22 protein-coding genes and 1 pseudogene are annotated in these 20,464 nt (G+C 32.8%); 8 read left to right on the forward strand and 15 right to left on the reverse strand.

Going from position 1 to position 20,464, the window contains the following annotated elements:
* Nucleotides 1-80 precede the first annotated feature (80 nt).
* Together EW14_RS10415 and EW14_RS10640 are read left to right on the forward strand one after the other, a co-directional pair.
* Nucleotides 81-248: a hypothetical protein gene (locus EW14_RS10415; protein ID WP_197049571.1), complete on the forward strand. Its 168-nt coding sequence runs from the start codon at nt 81-83 to the stop codon at nt 246-248.
* 67 nt (nt 249-315) lie between these two features.
* The gene (locus tag EW14_RS10640) at nt 316-447 is read left to right on the forward strand and encodes a hypothetical protein (protein WP_011376917.1); all 132 of its coding nucleotides are present in this window, start codon (nt 316-318) and stop codon (nt 445-447) included.
* Nucleotides 448-451: 4 nt separating this feature from the next.
* Here the strand turns inward: EW14_RS10640 and larB are convergent, their stop codons facing one another.
* The 6 genes and pseudogenes from larB to era all read right to left on the reverse strand — a co-directional run bounded on the left by larB (nt 452) and on the right by era (nt 5,262).
* Entirely contained in the window at nt 452-1,108 is a 657-nt protein-coding gene (gene larB / locus EW14_RS07355) for a nickel pincer cofactor biosynthesis protein LarB (protein ID WP_042850829.1), read from the reverse strand.
* Nucleotides 1,105-1,440 carry a TIGR03792 family protein gene (locus tag EW14_RS07360; protein WP_225866631.1) on the reverse strand — a complete coding sequence of 112 codons (336 nt, stop codon included), beginning with the start codon at nt 1,438-1,440 and terminating at the stop codon, nt 1,105-1,107. Before EW14_RS07360 ends, larB begins: the two co-directional genes overlap by 4 nt.
* 107 nt (nt 1,441-1,547) lie before the next feature.
* Nucleotides 1,548-2,045: a 2-C-methyl-D-erythritol 2,4-cyclodiphosphate synthase gene (ispF, locus tag EW14_RS07365; RefSeq protein WP_042850831.1), complete on the reverse strand. Its 498-nt coding sequence runs from the start codon at nt 2,043-2,045 to the stop codon at nt 1,548-1,550.
* Between the two features lie 277 nt (nt 2,046-2,322).
* Nucleotides 2,323-3,528 (reverse strand): polysaccharide biosynthesis/export family protein, encoded by a 1,206-nt coding sequence (locus EW14_RS07370; RefSeq protein WP_225866632.1) that lies wholly within the window; start codon nt 3,526-3,528, stop codon nt 2,323-2,325.
* A 141-nt stretch (nt 3,529-3,669) separates the two neighbouring features.
* A pseudogene (gene trmD, locus EW14_RS07375) lies at nt 3,670-4,350 on the reverse strand (tRNA (guanosine(37)-N1)-methyltransferase TrmD); the annotation flags it as partial.
* Nucleotides 4,351-5,262 (reverse strand): GTPase Era, encoded by a 912-nt coding sequence (gene era / locus EW14_RS07380; RefSeq protein ID WP_042850834.1) that lies wholly within the window; start codon nt 5,260-5,262, stop codon nt 4,351-4,353.
* Between the two features lie 38 nt (nt 5,263-5,300).
* Between era and EW14_RS07385 the strand changes: the two genes are divergently transcribed.
* Complete coding sequence (locus EW14_RS07385; RefSeq protein ID WP_042850835.1) at nt 5,301-5,828, forward strand: hypothetical protein; 528 nt, start codon at nt 5,301-5,303, stop codon at nt 5,826-5,828.
* A 50-nt stretch (nt 5,829-5,878) separates the two neighbouring features.
* Here EW14_RS07385 and EW14_RS07390 read toward each other — a convergent pair whose 3' ends face one another.
* From EW14_RS07390 to EW14_RS07410, 5 genes are all read right to left on the reverse strand, one after another.
* Nucleotides 5,879-6,616 (reverse strand): Bax inhibitor-1 family protein, encoded by a 738-nt coding sequence (locus EW14_RS07390; protein WP_042851362.1) that lies wholly within the window; start codon nt 6,614-6,616, stop codon nt 5,879-5,881.
* Between the two features lie 74 nt (nt 6,617-6,690).
* Nucleotides 6,691-7,647 (reverse strand): PhoH family protein, encoded by a 957-nt coding sequence (locus EW14_RS07395; RefSeq protein WP_042850836.1) that lies wholly within the window; start codon nt 7,645-7,647, stop codon nt 6,691-6,693.
* 36 nt (nt 7,648-7,683) lie between these two features.
* The gene (rpsP, locus tag EW14_RS07400) at nt 7,684-8,028 is read right to left on the reverse strand and encodes a 30S ribosomal protein S16 (RefSeq protein WP_042850837.1); all 345 of its coding nucleotides are present in this window, start codon (nt 8,026-8,028) and stop codon (nt 7,684-7,686) included.
* Nucleotides 8,029-8,082: 54 nt separating this feature from the next.
* On the reverse strand, nt 8,083-9,516 hold the full coding sequence (ffh, locus tag EW14_RS07405) for a signal recognition particle protein (protein WP_042850838.1): 1,434 nt from the start codon (nt 9,514-9,516) through the stop codon (nt 8,083-8,085).
* A 61-nt stretch (nt 9,517-9,577) separates the two neighbouring features.
* Nucleotides 9,578-11,683 carry an IMS domain-containing protein gene (locus EW14_RS07410; protein ID WP_042850839.1) on the reverse strand — a complete coding sequence of 702 codons (2,106 nt, stop codon included), beginning with the start codon at nt 11,681-11,683 and terminating at the stop codon, nt 9,578-9,580.
* A gap of 113 nt (nt 11,684-11,796) precedes the next feature.
* Between EW14_RS07410 and pdhA the strand changes: the two genes are divergently transcribed.
* Nucleotides 11,797-12,870: a pyruvate dehydrogenase (acetyl-transferring) E1 component subunit alpha gene (pdhA, locus tag EW14_RS07415; RefSeq protein ID WP_042850841.1), complete on the forward strand. Its 1,074-nt coding sequence runs from the start codon at nt 11,797-11,799 to the stop codon at nt 12,868-12,870.
* A gap of 1 nt (nt 12,871) precedes the next feature.
* On the opposite strand, the gene EW14_RS07420 is transcribed toward pdhA, so the two are convergent.
* Nucleotides 12,872-13,813: an RpoD/SigA family RNA polymerase sigma factor gene (locus EW14_RS07420; protein ID WP_042850843.1), complete on the reverse strand. Its 942-nt coding sequence runs from the start codon at nt 13,811-13,813 to the stop codon at nt 12,872-12,874.
* A gap of 140 nt (nt 13,814-13,953) precedes the next feature.
* A complete protein-coding gene (locus tag EW14_RS07425; RefSeq protein ID WP_042850844.1) occupies nt 13,954-15,519 on the reverse strand; it encodes a bifunctional ADP-dependent NAD(P)H-hydrate dehydratase/NAD(P)H-hydrate epimerase in 1,566 nt (521 codons plus the stop codon).
* 46 nt (nt 15,520-15,565) lie between these two features.
* On the opposite strand from EW14_RS07425, the gene mnmA reads away from it, so the two are divergent.
* A complete protein-coding gene (mnmA, locus tag EW14_RS07430) occupies nt 15,566-16,723 on the forward strand; it encodes a tRNA 2-thiouridine(34) synthase MnmA (protein ID WP_042850845.1) in 1,158 nt (385 codons plus the stop codon).
* On the opposite strand, the gene EW14_RS07435 is transcribed toward mnmA, so the two are convergent.
* Nucleotides 16,716-18,203 carry an acyltransferase gene (locus EW14_RS07435; RefSeq protein WP_042850846.1) on the reverse strand — a complete coding sequence of 496 codons (1,488 nt, stop codon included), beginning with the start codon at nt 18,201-18,203 and terminating at the stop codon, nt 16,716-16,718. The genes mnmA and EW14_RS07435 overlap by 8 nt on opposite strands.
* Nucleotides 18,204-18,289: 86 nt before the next feature.
* Between EW14_RS07435 and EW14_RS07440 the strand changes: the two genes are divergently transcribed.
* The 3 genes from EW14_RS07440 to sodX all read left to right on the forward strand — a co-directional run bounded on the left by EW14_RS07440 (nt 18,290) and on the right by sodX (nt 19,816).
* Entirely contained in the window at nt 18,290-18,862 is a 573-nt protein-coding gene (locus EW14_RS07440; RefSeq protein WP_042850847.1) for an FKBP-type peptidyl-prolyl cis-trans isomerase, read from the forward strand.
* 78 nt (nt 18,863-18,940) lie between these two features.
* Nucleotides 18,941-19,414 carry a superoxide dismutase, Ni gene (sodN, locus tag EW14_RS07445; protein ID WP_042850848.1) on the forward strand — a complete coding sequence of 158 codons (474 nt, stop codon included), beginning with the start codon at nt 18,941-18,943 and terminating at the stop codon, nt 19,412-19,414.
* Nucleotides 19,415-19,423: 9 nt separating this feature from the next.
* Nucleotides 19,424-19,816, forward strand: a complete 393-nt coding sequence (sodX, locus tag EW14_RS07450) for a nickel-type superoxide dismutase maturation protease (RefSeq protein WP_071840808.1) — start codon at nt 19,424-19,426, stop codon at nt 19,814-19,816.
* On the opposite strand, the gene EW14_RS07455 is transcribed toward sodX, so the two are convergent.
* Complete coding sequence (locus tag EW14_RS07455) at nt 19,775-20,446, reverse strand: hydantoin utilization protein A (protein ID WP_042850850.1); 672 nt, start codon at nt 20,444-20,446, stop codon at nt 19,775-19,777. The genes sodX and EW14_RS07455 overlap by 42 nt on opposite strands.
* Nucleotides 20,447-20,464 lie beyond the last annotated feature (18 nt).

Here is a 20,464-nt window from a genome sequence, read left to right on the forward strand (position 1 = left end):
TAATATTTTAAGTTTAAGCTTGAAACAATAGCCTAATTTTTTATGTTTTCGTTTTATATTTTTAATACTTATACAGAAAGATGAAAGGAAAACCTGATAGCAACTCAAGTTCCTTAAAATGGGAACAAAATGGGGAGTTAGCCCACAAAGACCTCTCTGAGTTAATCGAAAGATTAAAAAATGTAGAAAGTGAACATGCCTCTTCTGAGCTGTCTAGATTGAGTACGAAATCAAATTTAAAAGATTAAATTTGTTACTTAGATCTTGTTTTTTTAAAAATTTGTACCAAATTATAATTACTGAATATAAAAATAAATGCCGAAGAGATTCCCAGAGTGGGTAAATACAGAAGTTGTTATTAAGGCAATCAAAATGAGAGAAGAAGGAATGCTTTCAAAACAACTGAATTTATGGATAGAAAACCTTTTAGAAATAGAAAAAAAGTAAATATTTAGGAAATACTTTTAACAATTCTTAGAGCCGCCATTGCTGCTCCGTAACCATTATCTATATTCATAACCGTAATACCTGGAGAGCAACTTGACAACATACTATTTAAAGCAGTTTCTCCATCCTTGCTAACACCGTAGCCGACCGAGACAGGTACTGCAATTATAGGTTGCGCCAACAATCCTCCCACAACTGTTGCCAAAGCCCCTTCCATTCCAGCACAAACTATTAATACATCATATTTATTAATTTCTTCTAACTGACTCATTAATCGATGAAGTCCTGCAACACCGACATCTATAAAAGATTGACAAGTCACTCCATATATTTCTAGCGCTAATTGAGCTTCGCGTGTTACTGCTAAATCACTTGTCCCTCCTGAAATTATGGCAACTTTTTTATTTGTATTTAATTTATTGAAGTTATCACCAATTATTAAGCATTGTGCTTCTTCATAGAATCTTGCGTGATTATACAAATCCAAAAGAAAATTGGCTTTTTCACTATTAATCCTAGTAATAAAAACAACCTCATTTTTATTTAATACATTTTCAGATAATCTCTTTAATTGATCGATACTCTTGTCTTGACCCCAAATTGCCTCAATAAGTCCTAGCCTTTCTCTCCTTTCGAAGTCAAACTTTATGTCAAAATTCATCTTTGCTTATCTAACTCTCCCTCATAAATTAATTCAAAAGGATTTTCACTTACATTTAAAGCAGTTTTAACATTGTCTTCAAACTTTTCTTGGATTACATTTACATCTGACATTGGTATACTTTTCCATAATTTTTTACTTTTCCAATTTACCAATATTAAAGCCTCTTCTTTTTCTTTATCCCAGAATAATTGTCTCCCCAAATAACCCTCTTTAGAAGATAACCATGGCTCCCAAATTTCTTTTTCGGCATTCAACCATGCTATTTTTGCATCGGCAGGGACTTTTAGCCTTAATTCTTCTATGACTGTTTCACCTGGATAATTATTCATAGAGAGAGCTCTTAAAATTTGAAAATCTGTTTGAAAAATTAAGATAAAAAAAAAGATTGTCAAAAAACAAAATCTCAATAAATTATGTTTGAAGCCAATAAAAAATTTCATCTCTTATAAAGCAATACTACAGAATGACAACTTATTCCTTCTTCTCTACCTTCTGGACCCAATTTTTCATTAGTAGTTGCTTTAATCCCTATCATATCTAAATCAATTTGTAAGATCTTAGAAATATTATTTTTCATTAATTCTACATAAGGTTTAATTTTTGGTCTTTCAGCCACAATAACACTATCAATGTTATTAACATCCCATCCTTCATCCCTGATTAATTCGATAACTTTAGATAACAAAAATAAACTATCGGCATTTTTCCATTTCCCATCAGTGGGGGGGAAATATTTACCGATATCTCCAAGAGATAGTGCTCCCAATAAAGCATCCATTATTGAGTGGCTTAAAACATCAGCATCACTATGTCCATCTAATCCTAAATCTTCTGGATGTGTTAGTTTTATACCACCTATAATTAAATTTCTACCTTTAACAAGTCTGTGAATATCGTATCCATTACCGATGCGGAACTTTAGTGTTTTGCTCATATCGACTGCCTCGCGACAGTTTTCCAACAAAGAATTATCATATTAAATTTGAAACTTATTTGTAATAGTAAGTGGCAATTAGAAGTTCGAAATATACCTAATTCATTCTACTAAATAATGACAAACATCAAATAACTTCTTTTATTTTCTATTTATTCTCCTATTTTTCAACTTTATCCATGTTTTTCTAAAAGTTTGATTGTCTTTTTTGTTTAATCCAAGGTCACTTAAAAGTAAAAAGCTAGTTATTTTTGATTCTAGTTAATATAAATCAATTCTAAAAATTATCTATTAGTTCTTTTGTGAAATATATTCCTTGAAGAGGAGCAGTTATTTCTTGTATTACACCACTAGTTTTCCCTAGAACACTATTAGTTACAGTTATTAGGTCACCTTCTTTAATGAAAGGATTTCTTTTTGAACCTCTTGGTGCTTTAGCAGAGTAAGAAATTTTTTCTTTTTGAATTGATCCATCACTTTTATATCTAATCAAAACAACCTTCCCTGATAATGGTTTTATTGGTCCAGTTATATCTATTGCATCAGATAATGTCCCTTCCAAAGGAAGTTTAAATGTTCCTGGATTCTGAACTCTTCCATAAACATTTACCTCTACAAAACGTGGAGACAAACCAGTAACAACTGATTTAGCAACTTGTTCTACATTTTTATTTTTTAGAGATGGAATAAATATCCTGTCCCCATCAAAGATTCTTAAATTATTGTCTGAAGCATGATCGCTGAGAAATTCATTTAGATTTAAGACAGCGACCTTTTTCCCTCCTCCTTTTCCTAAGGGAATTCTTCTTATAACTTTAACTCTAGACAAATCACTTGATGAAGTTATTCCTCCCGCTTTTCGAATAACATCTGAAATATTCTTAGTATTTCTAGAATCTTTTCCAACGGTATATTGATCATTAAGTATATTTTCATTTTGAAAATAATTTTTTCTTAATCTATTTGAATTTTTAAACTTTCTAAGATCCTCAGAATATTTGGATTCAATATCAATATTTTGAGATTCTTTTTCAGCATTCAAAAAGTTAGGAGCAGATGCAGATATGTACGAGGGGAATAAATAACTTCCAGGATATCTAACCTCTCCAGTAACAATTACTTTACTTTCTTTAAAGACTGCAATCTTAATTTTAACAGTTGGTGTAATAAGAAATTCTGCATAATTTTCCTCTAATAATTTTTCCAATTCTGATGTAGTTAAGCCACTTACATTTACTTCGTTAAGTCTTGGAAGATAAACTTCACCTTCCTCATTAACTGTGAATAAACCACTTAATTCTAAAGCAGGATAGAATTCGATAAAAAGCCCATCACCTGCCCCGATAATATAATCTTCCAATTCATTTTTGGAATCTAAATAAGAAGTAGAGATTTGTTTTTCGCTTATAAAAAAAGGATCATTTATTTCTGATTTTGCAACTTCAAGACGAAATAAGGCACTGCAAAAAAATAAAATCGACAAATATTTATAAAATCTTCCAGACAATAAAAACAAGTTTTTAAAAATTACTATAACTATAGTATATTGAATTGTTAAAATTCACTATTCCTAAAGTATATTATTTTGTCTATCAAGTTAATCGAAATCAAATTTTTTTATTTAATCACTTTGCATCAAATCTCCTCTTCTTTTATAAGTTCTTTTTAACTGCTGTTCTTTTCTCCAAAGTTTTATATCTTTATGATTACCATTTGTGAGGACATCAGGTACTTTCATATTTCTAAAAACTTGAGGTCTAGTGTATTGTGGATACTCTAAAAGGGATGAGTTATGACTCTCATTAATTAAAGAATCTGGATCACCAAGAGTACCTGGCAATAACCTCGAGACACCATTAATAATTGTAATAGCAGGAATTTCACCACCAGAAAGTACATAATCTCCTATCGAAATCTCTTCATCAGCTAAGCATCTAATCCTCTCATCAAAACCTTCATATTGACCACAAATAATTATTATTTGATCGAAAGTGGACCATCTCGCAAAATCCTTTTGCTTTAAGACTTTACCCTGTGGAGTCATCAACAAAGTTTTACTTTTAGGTGATTGTTTAATTGATTCATATGCCTTATAAATAGGCTCAGGTTTTAATACCATACCTGCTCCTCCCCCATAAGGCTTATCGTCTACTTGTCTGTAAGAGCCTTCTCCGTATTCTCTTAAATCATGTAAATTTACATCGATCAATTTCTTGTCTAGAGCTCTTGTTATAACACCTAAATTATTTATTAATTCAAAAGCTTTTGGAAACAATGTAATTACATCAAAATTAAAACAACTCATCTAGAACTCTTCCTCATAACCAAACTCAATTAACCTTGATTCTTTTTTTCTCCAATTTGGAACAACTTTCACAAACAATTCCAAATGAACTGGACCATCAATCAATTTTGACATATTTGATCTTGCTGACTGACCAATAATTTTTAACATTGAACCTTTCTTTCCAATGAGAATACCTTTTTGAGTTGTTCTTTCAACAATAATGGTAGCCAAAATAGCTGTAAAACCTTTGCCATTTTTTCTTTTCATTTCCTCTAGCTTTTCTATCTTTACTGCAACACTATGAGGTACTTCTTCTCTCGTATTTAGTAATACCTGCTCTCTTACTAAATCAGATAATAAATTATCTAATGGTTGGTCGCATATCGTCTCTTCGCCATAAAGTTTTGGTCCCTCGGGAAGAAAATTAAGTGTCTTATCCACTAGTTCAGAGCATCCTTCTCCTTTAGAAGCACTTACAATTTGAAAATTTCTTTTAATTCCAAAAAATCTTCTATATTGATCTAATCTTAAATTCCTAAATTCTTTATTAACCAAATCCCACTTATTTAACGCCACAATAAAATCAGTTTTATTGGCGGTTAAAAAGTTCAATATATATTCATCACCTCTGCCAGGTTCTTCACTTGAATCAATTACAAAAATCACCATATCAACTCCATTAATTGCAGCTTTTGCGTTTTTTACTAATATCTCTCCGAGTCTATGATGAGGTTTATGAACACCTGGTGTATCGACAAAAATTATTTGCCCATTGCTTGTAGTAAGTATTCCTTTTAATTTATTTCTAGTAGTTTGCGCTATTGGAGAAGTTATTGTTATTTTTTCTCCAATCAATTTATTAATTAAAGTAGATTTACCCACATTTGGTCTTCCTAGTAAAGTTACAAACCCAGATCTATAATTGGTCAAAGACTTTTAATGCATCAATAATAAAATTCTGATCAAAAATGGAAAAAAAAACCATAAATTCTCTAGAAGCTTCTTTCGCGCAAGCAATAAACATATCAGCACAATGGTGTAAGGAGTGGGGGGAAGATTTACTAAGCGAAGAGGTTTTAGCTGATAGAATTGCAGAGCTAATTAAAACGAGAGAGGGTCTCAGAGGTTTTTTTGCGTACGCTTTGTCAGATAAAGATTGTTTTTTGTTAGATAAACTTCCGTTTTCACTAATTTACAAACTTAACGAAAGTGGGGATGCTGTAACAGAAATAGTAGTAAAAAATTTAATAATGAGTTCTGCTCAAATCATTATTCATCGAAGAAATAATAAAAATGAATATGAGATAACATCAGAAAATATTTCAGAAAGATGTAAAGCTATTTTGAGACTGCTAAAAACTAATTCAGTTACGAAGTCTGTCAATCAAGTCCTTAAAGACTTAGATAATATGGGAAATAGTTTTGATAATTCAGTAAAATATGATTCAGAGCAAAAGGAATTTATAAAAAAACAAATTCTTGATATCTCCCAATAAAAAAGTGCAGAAATAATCTACACTTTAAGTTAGTTATTTAAGAAATTTGATTAATCCCTTCTCCCTCCTCCTTGAAGTGCAATCATTAATCTTAATATAAAAACAAAAAGATTTATATAAGTTAAATACATGCCCAAAGCTCCTGCAAGATATTGATCATCATTATATCTTCTTGGCATTGTATAGAAATCGACGAAAGACATTGCAACAAATAAGACAGTTCCAAATCCCGCAATTATCAATTCAAGCCCTGAACCTCCAAAAAATCCTGGAGCAAAGAATCCTCCAATTAGTTGGACAAACATTGCTATAAGCAGTCCAATCAATCCAAGACCAACTACCCCGCTTAGTGCTTGGCCAACACTATCACTCATTCTTTGGCCAGTGTAAGAAGCAATAACGAAAGTTATACCTGTAGCAAGAGCAGCCGTTCCCACTGAACCAATACCAATAGTTCCTATAGCTAAAGCAACTATTCCACTTAAGGTGAAACCGGTTAGCAAACTAAATCCTGTTAATAAAGGCAAGGCTTTTGCATTATTTGCACTATTTGCAGCGTTTGTGGCTATAAAAAACAATATCAATTCTGCTATTAAAGCAACAATTGAGAGAGGCTGGAAAAGTCCAGGATTTGTTGCTATTAGCGAGATACCTGCCAAAACGCCTAAAGAAGTTAGCACCATTCCTCCACCTACGTAAGGTAAAGCTTTTTGAACAACATTAGGTCCGACGATTGAACTTGTTTGTGCTTCACGAATAGCTTGATTAAAATTACTACTTGCTGGCATTTTCATAATATAAATATGATTTTATTCTACTTGATTTTTAAAATTTCAGGGTACGGATCACCAGAGTTATCAAATTATTGATACGCCTCAATAATTTTTTGAACTAAAGGATGACGAACTACATCTTCAACAGTTAAATAACAAAACTTTATGCCTTGAGTTTCAGAGAAAATTCTCGATGCTTCGATGAGACCACTTTCCTGATTTGTTCTTAAATCAATTTGTGTAATATCTCCGTTTACTACCATTCTTGATCTCTCTCCTAATCTTGTCAAAAACATCCTCATTTGAGAGCAAGTTGTATTTTGTGCTTCATCTAGGATAATCATAGAGTTTTCTAGGGTTCTTCCTCTCATAAAGGCTAAAGGTGCAACTTCAATAATCCCTTTTTCGATTAAAGAATTTGTTCTATCAACCCCGAAAATGCTATGTAAGGAATCAAATAGGGGTCTTAAATATGGATCTACTTTTTGCTGCAAATCTCCAGGTAGGAATCCCAAACTTTCACCAGCCTCAACGGCTGGTCTGGTTAAAACAATTTTTTCAATTTTTTTCTCGTTCAAAAGTCTTGCCGCGCAAACAGTTGCCAAAAATGTCTTACCAGTGCCTGCTGGACCAATTGCGAAAGTAAGATCAAAATTTTCAATTGATTCAACATATTCTTTTTGTCTTATGGTTCTTGGCCTTAAATATCTTCCTTCTTTTGAACGCGCAAGAACCTTTTTCCCAAGTTGAGCATGTGAAGATGATTCTCCCATATTTAGAGAACTTAAAGCCGCTTTAAGATCTACCTCCGGGACTTCTAAACCTTGTTCCCAAATTGGTCTTGTTAGTTCTACCAATGCTGAGGCTCTTTCAATTTTAGAAATAACTCCATTCATCTCAAGTTGTAAGCCTCTTATAGTTAAAGAAACTCCTGTTAAAGACTCAAACTTTTTTAAGAAAGAATTACCTGGACCAGATAATGCTGTAGCAGCATCAGAACTTGGCAAATCTATAGTGAAGTGACCAGTTTTGGAAACTTCCTTCATCTAGTTTTTTTATAAGAATAAAAATTTATCAAAGCACTAGCTTTCAGCTTCAGTACTATCATTTTCCTCGTCTTTAGTTTTCGACTTAGCTAATTTTTCCTTCTCTAACTTTGCTTTGCCAATTGCGATAGAGGGTCTTTCTATTTTTTCTAATAAACCTCCTTTTTCTAATAGAGTCCTCACAACATCAGTAGGCTGAGCACCCTGATTAAGTCTTGTTCTTAAAGCTTCCGTATCAAGCCTGGTTTCTTTAGTTCTTGGGTTATAAAAACCTAGTTCTTGTAGAGGTCTACTATCTCTTCTGGAAGTACTATTGCATGCAACAATTCTGAAACTTGCCTCTTTTTTCTTTCCAAAGCGCTTAAGGCGCAGCTTAATCATCTTAAATTAATACGTTTTTAATAATAATATCACTCAAAGGGAAAAATTTATAATCTATAAATCAGCAAACCCTTTTTTCTTCTTATTATTTTTTTGTTTTTTCATTGGTTTATTACCTCCCATTCCTGGCATTCCTCCCATTCCTGGCATTCCTCCCATTCCTGGCATTCCTCCCATTCCTGGCATTCCTCCGTTAGACATTTGTTTCATAAAACCTCTCATTCTTTGAAAATCAGCTAATACTTTATCTACATCTTTTGCTTTATAACCACTACCCTGAGCTATTCTTTGTCTTCTTGAAGGCTGTGCAGCAAGAACCTCAGGTTTTTGCTTCTCCTCAAGAGTCATTGAAGAGATCATAGATTCTATTTTCTTAAGTTGATCTTCTCCATCTTTTATCATCCCATCATCGATTTTATTCATTCCAGGAATTAATTTAATCAATCCACCAAGTGATCCCATCCTTTTAATTAATCTCATCTGCTTAACAAAATCATTAAAATCAAAAGTCGCTTCTTGAAGTTTCTTTTGCATCGCTTCCGCATCAGCAAGTTCAACTTCTTTTTGGGCTTTTTCAACAAGTGTCAATACATCACCCATGCCTAAAATTCTGCTAGCCATTCTCTCTGGATGAAATGGCTGCAGTGCCTCTATTTTTTCACCTACACCGATAAATTTGATTGGTTTACCACTTATCTTTCTTATTGATAAAGCGGCGCCTCCTCTTGAGTCTCCATCCAATTTAGTTAATATCGCCCCTGAAATTCCAACTTTTTCATGAAATGACTTTGTCAAATCAGCAGCTTCCTGCCCAATCATTGAATCAACAACAAGCAAAACTTCGTCCGGATTAGAAACTTCTTTTATTCGAACCATTTCAGTCATCATGGACTCATCAATTTGCAATCTTCCTGCGGTATCAATAATTATCGAATTAAAATCATTTTCACTAGCAAAACTCAATGCGTCCTTTGCTATCTCTTCTGGTTTACTATTTTTTTCTTTAGCTGAAAAAACTTCCAAGTCATATTGACTTCCCAAAGTTTTAAGCTGCTCTACAGCTGCCGGTCGATAAATATCTGCGGCAACCAAAAGAACTTTTTTATCTTTTTCCTTCAAATAAAGGCCTAATTTCCCTGTTGCAGTTGTTTTACCCGCACCCTGAAGTCCAGCCATTAAAATAACGGTGGGACTATTTTCATTTTCGTTTAATGGAGAATTTTCATTCCCCATGATGTTAATCAATTCTTTATTTACAATTTCTATAAATTTTTGACCTGGGTTTACACCCCTAACTACTTCTTCTCCGATAGCTTTATCTTTGACATCTGATATAAACTCTTTGACTACAGACAAACTAACATCTGCATCAAGTAGAGCTCTTTTTACTTCCTTTAAGGCATCGTTTATATTATTTTCACTAATTTTTGCTTCGCCTCTTAAACCCTTTACTGCGTCTTCAAAGCGTGACGAGAGTTCATCAAACATTATTAAAAAGTAATTTTAATCATTATAGATGATATTGAAGTTTGTAATTAGAAATTTGTATTTACAAGCCACTAACGAAATCAACCAATTTCCAAGAATTATTTGAAAAACCCAAAATATATTTTACTTTCAGAGGATTCAAAGACGTTTCATTAACTAATTCACCAGAATTCTTTACTATTCTTTCTAAATAATTTAATTCAACTAAAACAACTATCCGAGATGAAGATTGAGATTCAAAATCTATCTTAATTATTTGGGAATTAATTTCTTTATAAATTTCCTTCTTGTTATCCTTTCGTCTTTCTTCGATTGTTCGCGCAATTAAACCATTACTAGCAATTTTAGAAAGATTAATTTCACTTCTTCCTGCTAAATAATTACTTTTACTGAAAAGCCATCCATTAATTAAATTTCTTATTTCTTCCAAAGAAGGCGAAGATTTATCAAGTTCTTTGATTTCAAAGGAAATAAATTCAGTGGATTTATCAGTAATAGACTTCAATTTACTTGAGGAACCTTTTTTTATTTCTTGAATATTATCTTTCTTAATAAGCTTTTGATTTTTATCTTTAGAAATTAAAGGTATTTCAACAACAGACTTGTCCTGAATTAATTTTTTTGAATTATTTCTCAAAAATCCAATACCAATACCAAATGAAAATAAGATCAAAAAAGCATAAAAATAAATCAAATAAGGTGACCGATTAATAATCTCTTTATCCTTCAAGAGTTCACCAAAACTAAACTTTAATTCAGCAAATTTTTCAATTAAAAAATTATAAAACTCTATTGGTTTCTTCTTAAAGAATTCCTCATTGAATTCGTTTTCTTTGACCTCAAATTCTTCATAATTTTGTTTAATACCACCTGGCCAAGGTAATCTATTTTCATCAATATTGCCTAAATTATTATTAAGATTTTCAGTAGTTTTTATTGAAGATTCCTTTTTAATTTGTTGGTTCTGAAGATTTGATCTAATTGCGTTTTTATTTGATTTCTTTTCTAATTTTTCAATAAATTCTTGGATTTCTCTATCTTCAAACCAAGAATCTAAGTCCACCTCTTTAGAGTCAATATCTCTGTACCCAACTAAAACATCATTCTCCAACCAATTTTTACAGAAAATACATATCGCTTCTAACTTATTTCCAGGATAATTGTTAAGCCAATCTCGTAAATTCTCATCAGAACTACTTAAAAACCTTGCAGAGGCCTGGTCTAAATCAGCTAAAAGCAAGTCCAAACAACCAACTAGAGGCATTGAATCAAAACCAGACAAATTTAGTTTCTTTAAAATTCTCCTCGCTTCAAATAATTTTTCCGGCTTTCTTCTAGAGAAACCATTAGCTGTTAATGATAGAAAAGCTAAAAATCCTGCTTCTAATGATCCTCTTTTTTGTAATTCAAGAAACAACTCAATCTGTTCTTGAACTGTCAAGAATGGTCTAATTTGCTGAAAAAAAGCTTCAAACTCTTGCTGATTTAAATAATCTTTATATTCAGATTTATTATTACCTTCCAAACCACCTCTTTTGATAATTAAATTTTCCAACATATTTAAGCCTTTTTTATGAGACTCTTGATCATTTAGATCCCTACTAAGTAGATCTAGAATTCTGTAAGGAAGCAAAGCAACCAAGTCTTCTTCAAGTTCTTTTCTTATCTCTCCAAGCTTTCCCATTCTTTGTAGAAGTTGTATACCTTCATGTAAAAAGTCTGCTGCGGTCGAATAAGATCTAAGCTGTTGTTCTTGAATTGCAGAATCTCTAGCTGTTAAAGCGGCCAATAAAGTTAAATCAGCTTCTCTACTACTTCCTAAAGCTGGAGTTTGTGGGGGCTGTAATGCTTTCCTAGTTATTTTAAAAGCTTCTTTTGGTGAACCCGATTCCCAAAGAAGTATTAAACCTGCCACTTCTCTATTTGAGGAAAAATCGAGTCCAGATATCCCATTTAATAACAAATTTTCGTACTCTCTTCTGCTTTCAGGATCTGTAAGTAGATCAGCAGTGAGACGAAGCAACTCAGATCTTTGGGTTAAAACTTCATAAGTAAAACCTACATTTGGTGTTTTATCTAATCGCAATTGAAACGCCCTTAATATTTCCTCAGGAGTTGCAGAGGGGCTTACGCCAATTAAACGAAAATGGTCTAAAGGAAGTTCCAAACAAATATCCTAGTGAAAATTCTTAGACAAATTTTATCAAGTTAAAAAAATTTTTCACAAGGTCTAACAGACTTATTAAAAAAAATAATGAAAATCGCCCTTCGCAGCTTAGAATGTTAACAAATCAAAACTTCATTAAGGTATTTTTCTTGGAAACACACGTAGAGAGAATCTCAAATCTTCAAGATATAAAAAAAGCCGAATTAAATCGAGAAATCGGATTATTTCTTTATGAAGACATGACGCTTGGTCGAAGGTTTGAAGATAAATGTGCAGAAATGTATTACAGGGGTAAAATGTTTGGTTTCGTTCATTTATATAACGGTCAAGAGGCTATAAGCACCGGAGTAATCGGTGCCATGAAGAAAAAACATGATTGGTTTTGTAGTACTTATCGTGACCATGTTCATGCACTAAGTGCGGGTGTTCCCTCATTTGAAGTAATGAGTGAACTTTTTGGTAAAGCTACAGGTTGTAGCAAAGGCAGAGGTGGATCTATGCATTTATTTTCAAGAGAGCATCACTTACTCGGAGGATATGCATTTATTGGAGAGGGAATTCCAGTTGCACTAGGCGCAGCCTTTTCAAGTAAATACAAAAAGGAAGTTACTGGTAATAGTTCTAGTGATGCAGTAACTGCAGCATTCTTTGGGGATGGGACTTGCAATAATGGGCAGTTTTTTGAATGTTTAAATATGGCCCAGTTATGGAAATTACCTATAATTTTTGTTGTTGAAAATAACAAATGGGCTATCGGGATGGCTCACGATAGAGCTACTAGCAATCCTGAAATCTGGAGAAAAGCGTCTGCTTTTGGTATGCACGGCGAGGAAGTTGATGGAATGGATGTATTAGCAGTTAGAGGGGCAGCACAAAGAGCAGTTGAGCGAGCTAGAGCAGGAGAAGGGCCAACACTTTTAGAATGCTTGACTTATAGATACAGAGGGCATTCTCTCGCAGATCCTGATGAATTGAGGTCTGAAAAAGAGAAGGAGTTTTGGGGGAAAAGAGATCCTATAAAGAAATTAGCCAAAGAAATTATTGATGGTAAGTTCGCGACAGAAGAAGAATTAAAAATTATTGAAAAGAAAATTGATACAGAGATATCTGAGTCTGTTAAAAATGCTATTGAAGCACCCGAACCCCCATCACAAGAATTAACTAAGTATATTTGGGCCGAGGATTAAATTAAATACCGCTGGGTAATTTTCTAGTTAAATTTCTTAATTTTCTTAGGGCTTTAAGTTCCACTTGTCTTACTCTTTCTCTAGAAACTTCTAATAACCTTCCGATCTCAGCAAGCGTATGTCTCTCATTTGCATCAAGTCCAAACCTTAATTTGAGAACATGTTGTTCTTGCTCGCTTAAGTGACTTAACCACTTCCCTAGTTGCTCTTGATGCATTTTTTGTTCAACTTGATCTAAAGGTTCTTCATTATTGCTATCTGCAATCAAATCACCTAAAAAGCTCCTGCCATCATCACCATTTACTGGAGCGTCTAAACTGCTCGTAGATAACGCTTGTCTCAAAACAGAATCCAATTCTTCTACATCAATTTCCATTGCCTCTGCAATTTCAATTCTGCTTGGCATAGCACCAAGTTTATGAGCCAAATCTCTGCTAACTTTTCTAATGGTGGCTAACCTTTCACTTAAATGAACAGGTAAACGGATTGTTCTTGATTGACATGCGATTGCTCTGGTCATACTCTGTCTAATCCACCAAAAAGCATAAGTAGAAAACTTATATCCTCTTGTCGGATCAAATTTTTCAACAGCCCTCTCCAACCCAAGAGAACCTTCTTGCACTAAATCAAGAAGTTCTAGTCCTTTACCTTGATATTTTTTTGCCACACTGACAACTAATCTTAAATTTGCTTTCATCATTCTTTCTTTTGCTCTTCGACCAATTTTTATTGTTCTCTTTTGCTGAGTTGTAAATTCGTTAATCTTTTCATTCAATTGGCCATCTTCTGTAAGAATCATCATTTTCTGGACTTGATTACCCAATTCAATCTCCTCGGCGGGCGTTAACAAGGGGACTCTGCCGATGTTCTGCAAATACCAACTTATTGGATCATTACTCTTTCTTTTAGGTTGTTCTGCTTGTGTTGGTAACGATGAAACCATATTGTTGACCTAATTAGGTATTAAAACTTTCCTACACTTTTAAAGAAATAGCCAAATATTTAATGCGCGCTTCAGATTTCAAGTAATATTTGTACACTTATGTGTTTAAAACTATAAATAACTCTATTAAATTGTTTCTTTCAAGATATTTGTCTCGTTTTTATATTTCTAATTAATTTTGATAATTCGTCACCAATAGCGGAAGCATTTGAACCTTTTTTGCACTTTGATGCAGCAAATGAATGCAAAAGTACGTATTTAGCAAAAAAATCTGTTGTTATATTTCTACAAAAGTTTAAATCAATTGCAGAACTTCCAGCTATAAATCCAGATAAAAGATCACCTAGTCCAGCTCGAGCTGTCTGAGAATCGGTTCCAAAAAGTTGCCATACTCTCTTATTATCCGCAACTATGCTGTTAGCTCCCTTCAATAAAATACTAATGTTAAATTCTTTTGCGGCAAAATGAGCTAGCCCTAATTTAGTATCAGACGTGATATTAGGGAATAACCTTTGAAATTCTTTGCTATGTGGTGTAATCCATGTTTTAAATTTTCTCTCTAAAAAGAAATTTGCGCCTAACTTAGATTCCGAAATTCTATTAAGAGCATCTGCATCCAAAATCAATAATCCTCCAAAAGCCATAAGGTAGTCTTTTGATTTTTGCCAATCATCATTATCAATACCAATTCCTGGACCTACTACTAATGAGTCATATGCAGATAAGTTAATATTCTTTAATGCACTAAATAATGATGCATTTCCATTTTGTTTAGATTGCATAGTTTCTTTTAAAACTATTTCTGGGGCAACTTGCCAAATAGATTCAGCAACTATCTCAGGCAGGACCGCAGATATAAAACCGGCTCCACTTGATATTGCCCCTTTTAGTGCTAAATATGCAGCGCCAGGATATTTTTCACTTCCACTAATTATTAATGTTCTACCTCTTTGATATTTGTTGGAATTTTTTGGTAAAGAAGGTAAATCAATATTTTTTATATCTTTGTAAGTAACCTTAAAAATCCTTTTTTCAACTTTGGACAGCTTACTAGTAGGGATCCCAATATCTATATGGTGCAATTCTCCAATAAAAGGTAAAGCAGAATCTTGGGTCAACCCAATCTTATAAAGACCAATGGCCAAGGTATAGTCTGCCTTTACTGCGTCTTCTAAAAAAGGCTCTCCTTTATCAGGACATAATCCTGTAGGAATATCAATACTTATTACCTTTCCAGATTTTTTATGAAATTTTTGATTGAATAGTTTAATTAATTTATCATCAACTTTTCTTGTTTGATTATTACCAAAAACTGCATCAATCCAAAGATCTTTCCTATTTGCATCAGGAGGCTCTACTAATTTTGTGACACCAATAGATGTAAGATAATGAAGGTGATCATTTGTCAGTGTTTTTTTTATCGGGAATGGACACCATACCTGAACATAAAAACCTTTCAAAAAAAGCTCTCTAGCTATTACAGCACCGTCCCCGCCATTATGCCCAGGACCTATAAAAACAGTTATTCCATTCTTTAGAAGAGGTTTCTTTTTTAAGAGCCATCTACTAATTTGGATACCAGCTTTTTCCATCAATGCTTCTTGTGGCATTCCATCAGAAAACATTTCTTTCTCTACTATCAACATTTGCTTTGAATCAACAATTAAATGTTTAGAATCAATTGTTGGCCATACAATTTCGTTCATAATTAGTACAAAGCAATTGAAGAACTGTTCAAAAATTTAAACTTCCATGTTAAAGACACAAAAGGATAAAAAATTAGAGAACTTTTTTTCTTCTAATAATAAAACTAAAAAGAAGAAAAATATTATTGTAGGTCTTTCTGGTGGCGTAGATAGTTCCCTTTCAGCTGCTCTTCTTGTAGAAAGAGACTGGAATGTTGAGGGACTAACTCTTTGGCTAATGAAAGGACAAGGCTCCTGTTGTTCTGAAGGATTAGTAGATGCTGCTGGCCTTTGTGAAGATTTGGGAATTAATCATAAAATAATAGATTCAAGAGAAATTTTCGAAAGAGAGGTAATTAAAAAAACTACTGAAAGCTATGAGAAAGGATTCACTCCACTTCCATGTTCGATGTGTAACAAGAATGTGAAGTTTGACGAGATACTTAATTACGCAATAAGCAAAAAAGACTTTACTCATATTGCAACCGGACATTACGCAAGGATAAAAAAATCATCTTATGCTGAAAAATTTAATTGCAAGAGCTTTGTATTTAAAGACTTCCTTCTTCTCAGAGGTGCTGACGAAAACAAAGACCAAAGTTATTTTCTTTATTCTCTTTCCCAAGAAGTACTAAGCAGATTAGAATTTCCTCTTGGTGAAATGAAAAAAGAAGATACAAGAAGGGAAGCCCTCAGATTAGGTCTTAGAACTGCTCAAAAACCAGAAAGTCAAGATTTATGTTTAGTTGAGCATTATGGATCAATGCAGATATTTATCGACAAACACATAGAACCCAAAGAAGGAGAAATTGTGCATGTAAATGGGAAAGTCCTTGGGACGCACAGTGGAATTCAGCACTTTACTGTAGGTCAGAGAAAAGGGTTGGGCATTGCTTGGCAGGAACCTTTATATGTAAAAAGTTTAGACAGAAAAAAAAACATAGTTTATGTAGCAGGTAAAAGTGATCTCTTTAATAAAGAAGCAATAATTAGTGAGGTTAACTGGGTTTCAATCGAAGAACCTAAGCAAGAGATTGAAGTAGAAGCACAAATCAGATATAGAAGTCATCCAGTAAAAGGAACTCTAATCCCTTTGAAAAATAATGATAATCCTACTAAAACATTTAAATTAATTTTTGAAGATAGTCAAAGTTCGGTAACGCCCGGACAAGCTGCAGTTTTTTATAAAGGAGAAATTTTGTTAGGTGGAGGATTAATTAATTAATTTTCCAAAAGATATTTAATCCCATAAAAAATATAAACAAAAACAAAATAGGTTTATCTCCAAATTTTGTATAGAAAGTCTTTTCGGACGAAAAATTAGGGAACACTATTTCATTTCGCTCAACATCATAATCTAAAAGTTTAATTATTTTTCCATCATCTTGAACTAAGCCCGAAGGGCCTGTATTTGATACTAGTAAATTATCTTTCTTATTTTCAATACTTCTTAATCTAGCCAAAGATAGGAATTGATTATAAAGCTTAGCGGGATATGGATCTAAATTTGCTGCAGTTATTATTAGTTTTGCACCGCTATTGATAGCCTTTCTTATTTCTAGTCCATCACTAATTTCGTAACATATAGCTACTGCTAGTGGGGGTGTAAATTTAGTATCAAAAAATCTTGAATCAGAGCCTGGTTGAATCCCTCCTACTGCAGATAATCCTCTTGAAAAAATATCTAGAAATCTAGGTATTTTTTCACCTATTGGAACAAGTCTATTTTTATCTATAAATGAGGTAAAAGATTTATCTCCAATTTGAAATCCGAGTAAAGAACTTCTTAACTCATTATTTGAATTTCTGAAACCTCCTGACAAGGTATTAACCTTAATGCCTTTAGAAAAATAAAAATTATTAGATAGAATTCCTTCAGGAGCAACAAGAAGTTTCGCTTTGTTTGATAAAGCATATTTTTGAGCGATGGATAGCTTTTCTTCAATAAATTCATCATTTATTTTTAATTTTTCTCTTGTTGGTATATTAGTTTGCCAAATAGCTGCTGGATATTCATAATTTCTTTTTAATGGAGTTGTTAAACCTCCAAATAAATGTAATAAAATAAAAACCAAAAGTCCCAAAAGAAATATTTTTTTAAAGTGAAGTTTTCTTTCCCATCTACCTTGAATATAAAAAATCCAAAATCCAATCAATATTTGTAATACGCATAAACCACTTGCACCAATCCATCTTGCTAAACCAGCAAGATAAATATCACCTGGGATGAGACTCTCTCCTAAACCTATCCAAAAAAAAGGTGTTTGAGAAAGTATCAGTTCACCAATACCCCAAGTCAAGGATAAAAAAAATACTTTTACTGTTAAAGATAATATTTTCATTTTGAAAACATCCTCTTTCCAGAGAATAATTTCAACTAACAATCCCCATAAAAAAACTAATATCCCACCCAGAAAAGCGCAAAATAATAATATTAAAATGGCAATTATTAAACTTGCAAGCCATGAAAACCCAAGCCATGTCAATGGATGAAGATCATAAAGCCAAGAATGACTTATCAAGACAAAGAAAAAACCCCAACAAAAATTTGCTATTCTCCTTTCACTTCCCTTCCATAAAATAAATAAAGATATCGGCATTAAAATCAGCCAAAAATGAGTTGAAACTGAAATTCCTCCTAAAATCCCTCCTAAACAAGGGTAAAAATATTGTCTTAGACTTTTAATTTGAGTTGGGATTAACAATCTAAAATTACGAAATTAAATTTATAATCACTCATTTATTGTACCTTCATTCTGTAGACTAAGTTTTAGTAACTTTCAAAATTTAAGTGAAAGAAGTCTTTATTAGTTTTGCAGTTTTTGTTTTTTGCGTTTCATTAACTCTTTTCAGTCAATTTAATTCACCTCAAGTTGTTAATGCTGCTGAATCAGAAACTCAGTCAGTTCAAAGAACACCTGTTGCAAAATCATCAAATGTCTCAAATAATAATTTATTTGAACTAGACCCATCAGATCCAAATCCTATACTTTTCGCAATGGCAGAAGAAACACCATCAGACAACAATTCAAGGACTACAGAAAGTGGTCTTATTATTGCAGATATCGTCAACGGGGAAGGAGATGAAGCTAGTGCTGGGCAAACAGTTACTGTAAATTACACAGGAACTCTAGAGGACGGGACACAATTTGATACCAGTATCGGAAGAGCTCCATTCAGCTTTCCCTTAGGTGCTGGACGAGTAATAAAAGGTTGGGACGAAGGTGTAGCTGGCATGAAAGTTGGAGGCAAAAGACAATTAACAATACCTCCGGAACTTGGATACGGATCAAGAGGAGCTGGAAATGTAATACCTGCTAATGCGACTTTAATATTCGAAGTTGAATTATTAAAAGTCAATTAAATTAAGTAAGAAAAATATCTAAGACTTTTCAATTTAGTTAATCTCCAAGTAGTATATATACAACACCAAATATTTGAAATGTTAAGTAAATTCATCAATTCTTTTCTAGATAAAAAATCACCAATGACAGTCCATGCTCACTGCGATGGTCCTTGTGGTGTTTACGACCCAGCATCTACGAGAGTTGCAGCTGAAGCAGTTTTATCAATGACAAAAAAACTTATTGCTTTAGAAGCCCCTTCTAGCACTGATTCAGCAGAGTGGGCTGCATATAGTAATACATTTTCTAGATATGTTGCAGTTAAAGAAGAGCAAGCAAAAGAAACAAAGAAAGAGATTCTAATTTTGTGGACAGATTACTTTAAACCAGTTCACTTAGAAACTTATCCAGACTTACATGAAACCATTTGGAAGGCGGCCAAATTATGCAGTGCATGCAAAGTTAATATTGACTTAACCCAAGCTGAAGAACTCATGAGTTATGTAGAAAAAATTCATAATATTTTCTGGGCTTCAAAAGGAAGATCAGACGCTTTTGTAAAAGCTAGTTAACTCAGAGTTATTTTCAAAAGCTTTTTTGATTTTATTTTATTTTTTTTAGGTTTAAGAAAAACCGCGATTATTAGTGGTGAATCGATGTTTCCTTACCTAAAAGAAGGGGATATTGTATTTTTTAAAAAATATAAAAAGAATAAATCAATACTTAAAAATCGACAAATAGTTATTTTTAATCATCCCTTTAAAAATAAAAATCTAATAAAAAGGATAAATTCAGTAAATCAAAATAACGTCGAAGTTATTGGAGACAATATTGAATTTAGCGAAGATAGTAATAAATTTGGATTAATCAATAACGAAAAAATAATTGGGATTGTCACCTCTAAATTAATTATTCCTAAATTAAAAAATTTTTTAATTCAAAAAAACAGACGCACTTCTTTGAATCCAAAATAATCCCAAAGAAAAGGAAAGCCCTCCTGCTGCAGCTATTAATCTTTTAATAAATTTTTGACTTGCTTTAAAGGTGGTAAAAGATATTAAACAAGTAAAAAGATTCATACTTATGAGTGAACCAATCAAATATGAAATCAAATATAAGCAAGCGCTTGTTAGAGGTAGTGCTAAAGCAGGAAGAACTGCAAGAAAATGTGAACCTCCAGCTATACCGTGAAGCAAGCCTAAACCAGTCAAAGCATGAGAGTGCTTATTATTATTTTTTTGTTCCTTAACATGAAAGTGAAAGTGACGATGGGCAATTCCATTCTCATGCTTATGGGAATGCGAGTGAATACTTAATTGAAAAGAATTTTTTATAGCAAATACTCCAACAATTAGAAGTGAAATTCCAACTAAGAATTCGGCCATACTAGAAAATTTGTTTAATGGCGTAATATCCTTAATAAAAATCGCTAGAAAAGCTAACAAGAGGACTCCTGAAGAATGTCCCAAGCCCCATGAGAAACTATTTTTAAGAGCTTTTTGAGGATTAGTAATCGCTGCTGGTGCCATTGCAATTAGATGATCAGCGCCACTAACTACATGCACAAATCCTGCCACTATACCTGTTAAAATTACAGCCTGCATATATATTCAGTACAACTA

Source organism: Prochlorococcus sp. MIT 0604 (genome assembly GCF_000757845.1).
Classification (GTDB): Bacteria; Cyanobacteriota; Cyanobacteriia; order PCC-6307; family Cyanobiaceae; genus Prochlorococcus_A.

Coding starts and splice junctions, on each gene's coding strand:
- EW14_RS10415 (WP_197049571.1), top strand. CDS start 81: ATGAAAGGAAAACCTGATAGCAACTCAAGTTCCTTAAAATGGGAACAA.
- EW14_RS10640 (WP_011376917.1), top strand. CDS start 316: ATGCCGAAGAGATTCCCAGAGTGGGTAAATACAGAAGTTGTTATTAAG.
- larB (WP_042850829.1), bottom strand. CDS start 1,108: ATGAATTTTGACATAAAGTTTGACTTCGAAAGGAGAGAAAGGCTAGGA.
- EW14_RS07360 (WP_225866631.1), bottom strand. CDS start 1,440: ATGAATAATTATCCAGGTGAAACAGTCATAGAAGAATTAAGGCTAAAA.
- ispF (WP_042850831.1), bottom strand. CDS start 2,045: ATGAGCAAAACACTAAAGTTCCGCATCGGTAATGGATACGATATTCAC.
- EW14_RS07385 (WP_042850835.1), top strand. CDS start 5,301: ATGGAAAAAAAAACCATAAATTCTCTAGAAGCTTCTTTCGCGCAAGCA.
- EW14_RS07390 (WP_042851362.1), bottom strand. CDS start 6,616: ATGCCAGCAAGTAGTAATTTTAATCAAGCTATTCGTGAAGCACAAACA.
- EW14_RS07395 (WP_042850836.1), bottom strand. CDS start 7,647: ATGAAGGAAGTTTCCAAAACTGGTCACTTCACTATAGATTTGCCAAGT.
- rpsP (WP_042850837.1), bottom strand. CDS start 8,028: ATGATTAAGCTGCGCCTTAAGCGCTTTGGAAAGAAAAAAGAGGCAAGT.
- ffh (WP_042850838.1), bottom strand. CDS start 9,516: ATGTTTGATGAACTCTCGTCACGCTTTGAAGACGCAGTAAAGGGTTTA.
- pdhA (WP_042850841.1), top strand. CDS start 11,797: ATGTTAACAAATCAAAACTTCATTAAGGTATTTTTCTTGGAAACACAC.
- EW14_RS07420 (WP_042850843.1), bottom strand. CDS start 13,813: ATGGTTTCATCGTTACCAACACAAGCAGAACAACCTAAAAGAAAGAGT.
- EW14_RS07425 (WP_042850844.1), bottom strand. CDS start 15,519: ATGAACGAAATTGTATGGCCAACAATTGATTCTAAACATTTAATTGTT.
- mnmA (WP_042850845.1), top strand. CDS start 15,566: ATGTTAAAGACACAAAAGGATAAAAAATTAGAGAACTTTTTTTCTTCT.
- sodN (WP_042850848.1), top strand. CDS start 18,941: ATGTTAAGTAAATTCATCAATTCTTTTCTAGATAAAAAATCACCAATG.
- EW14_RS07455 (WP_042850850.1), bottom strand. CDS start 20,446: ATGCAGGCTGTAATTTTAACAGGTATAGTGGCAGGATTTGTGCATGTA.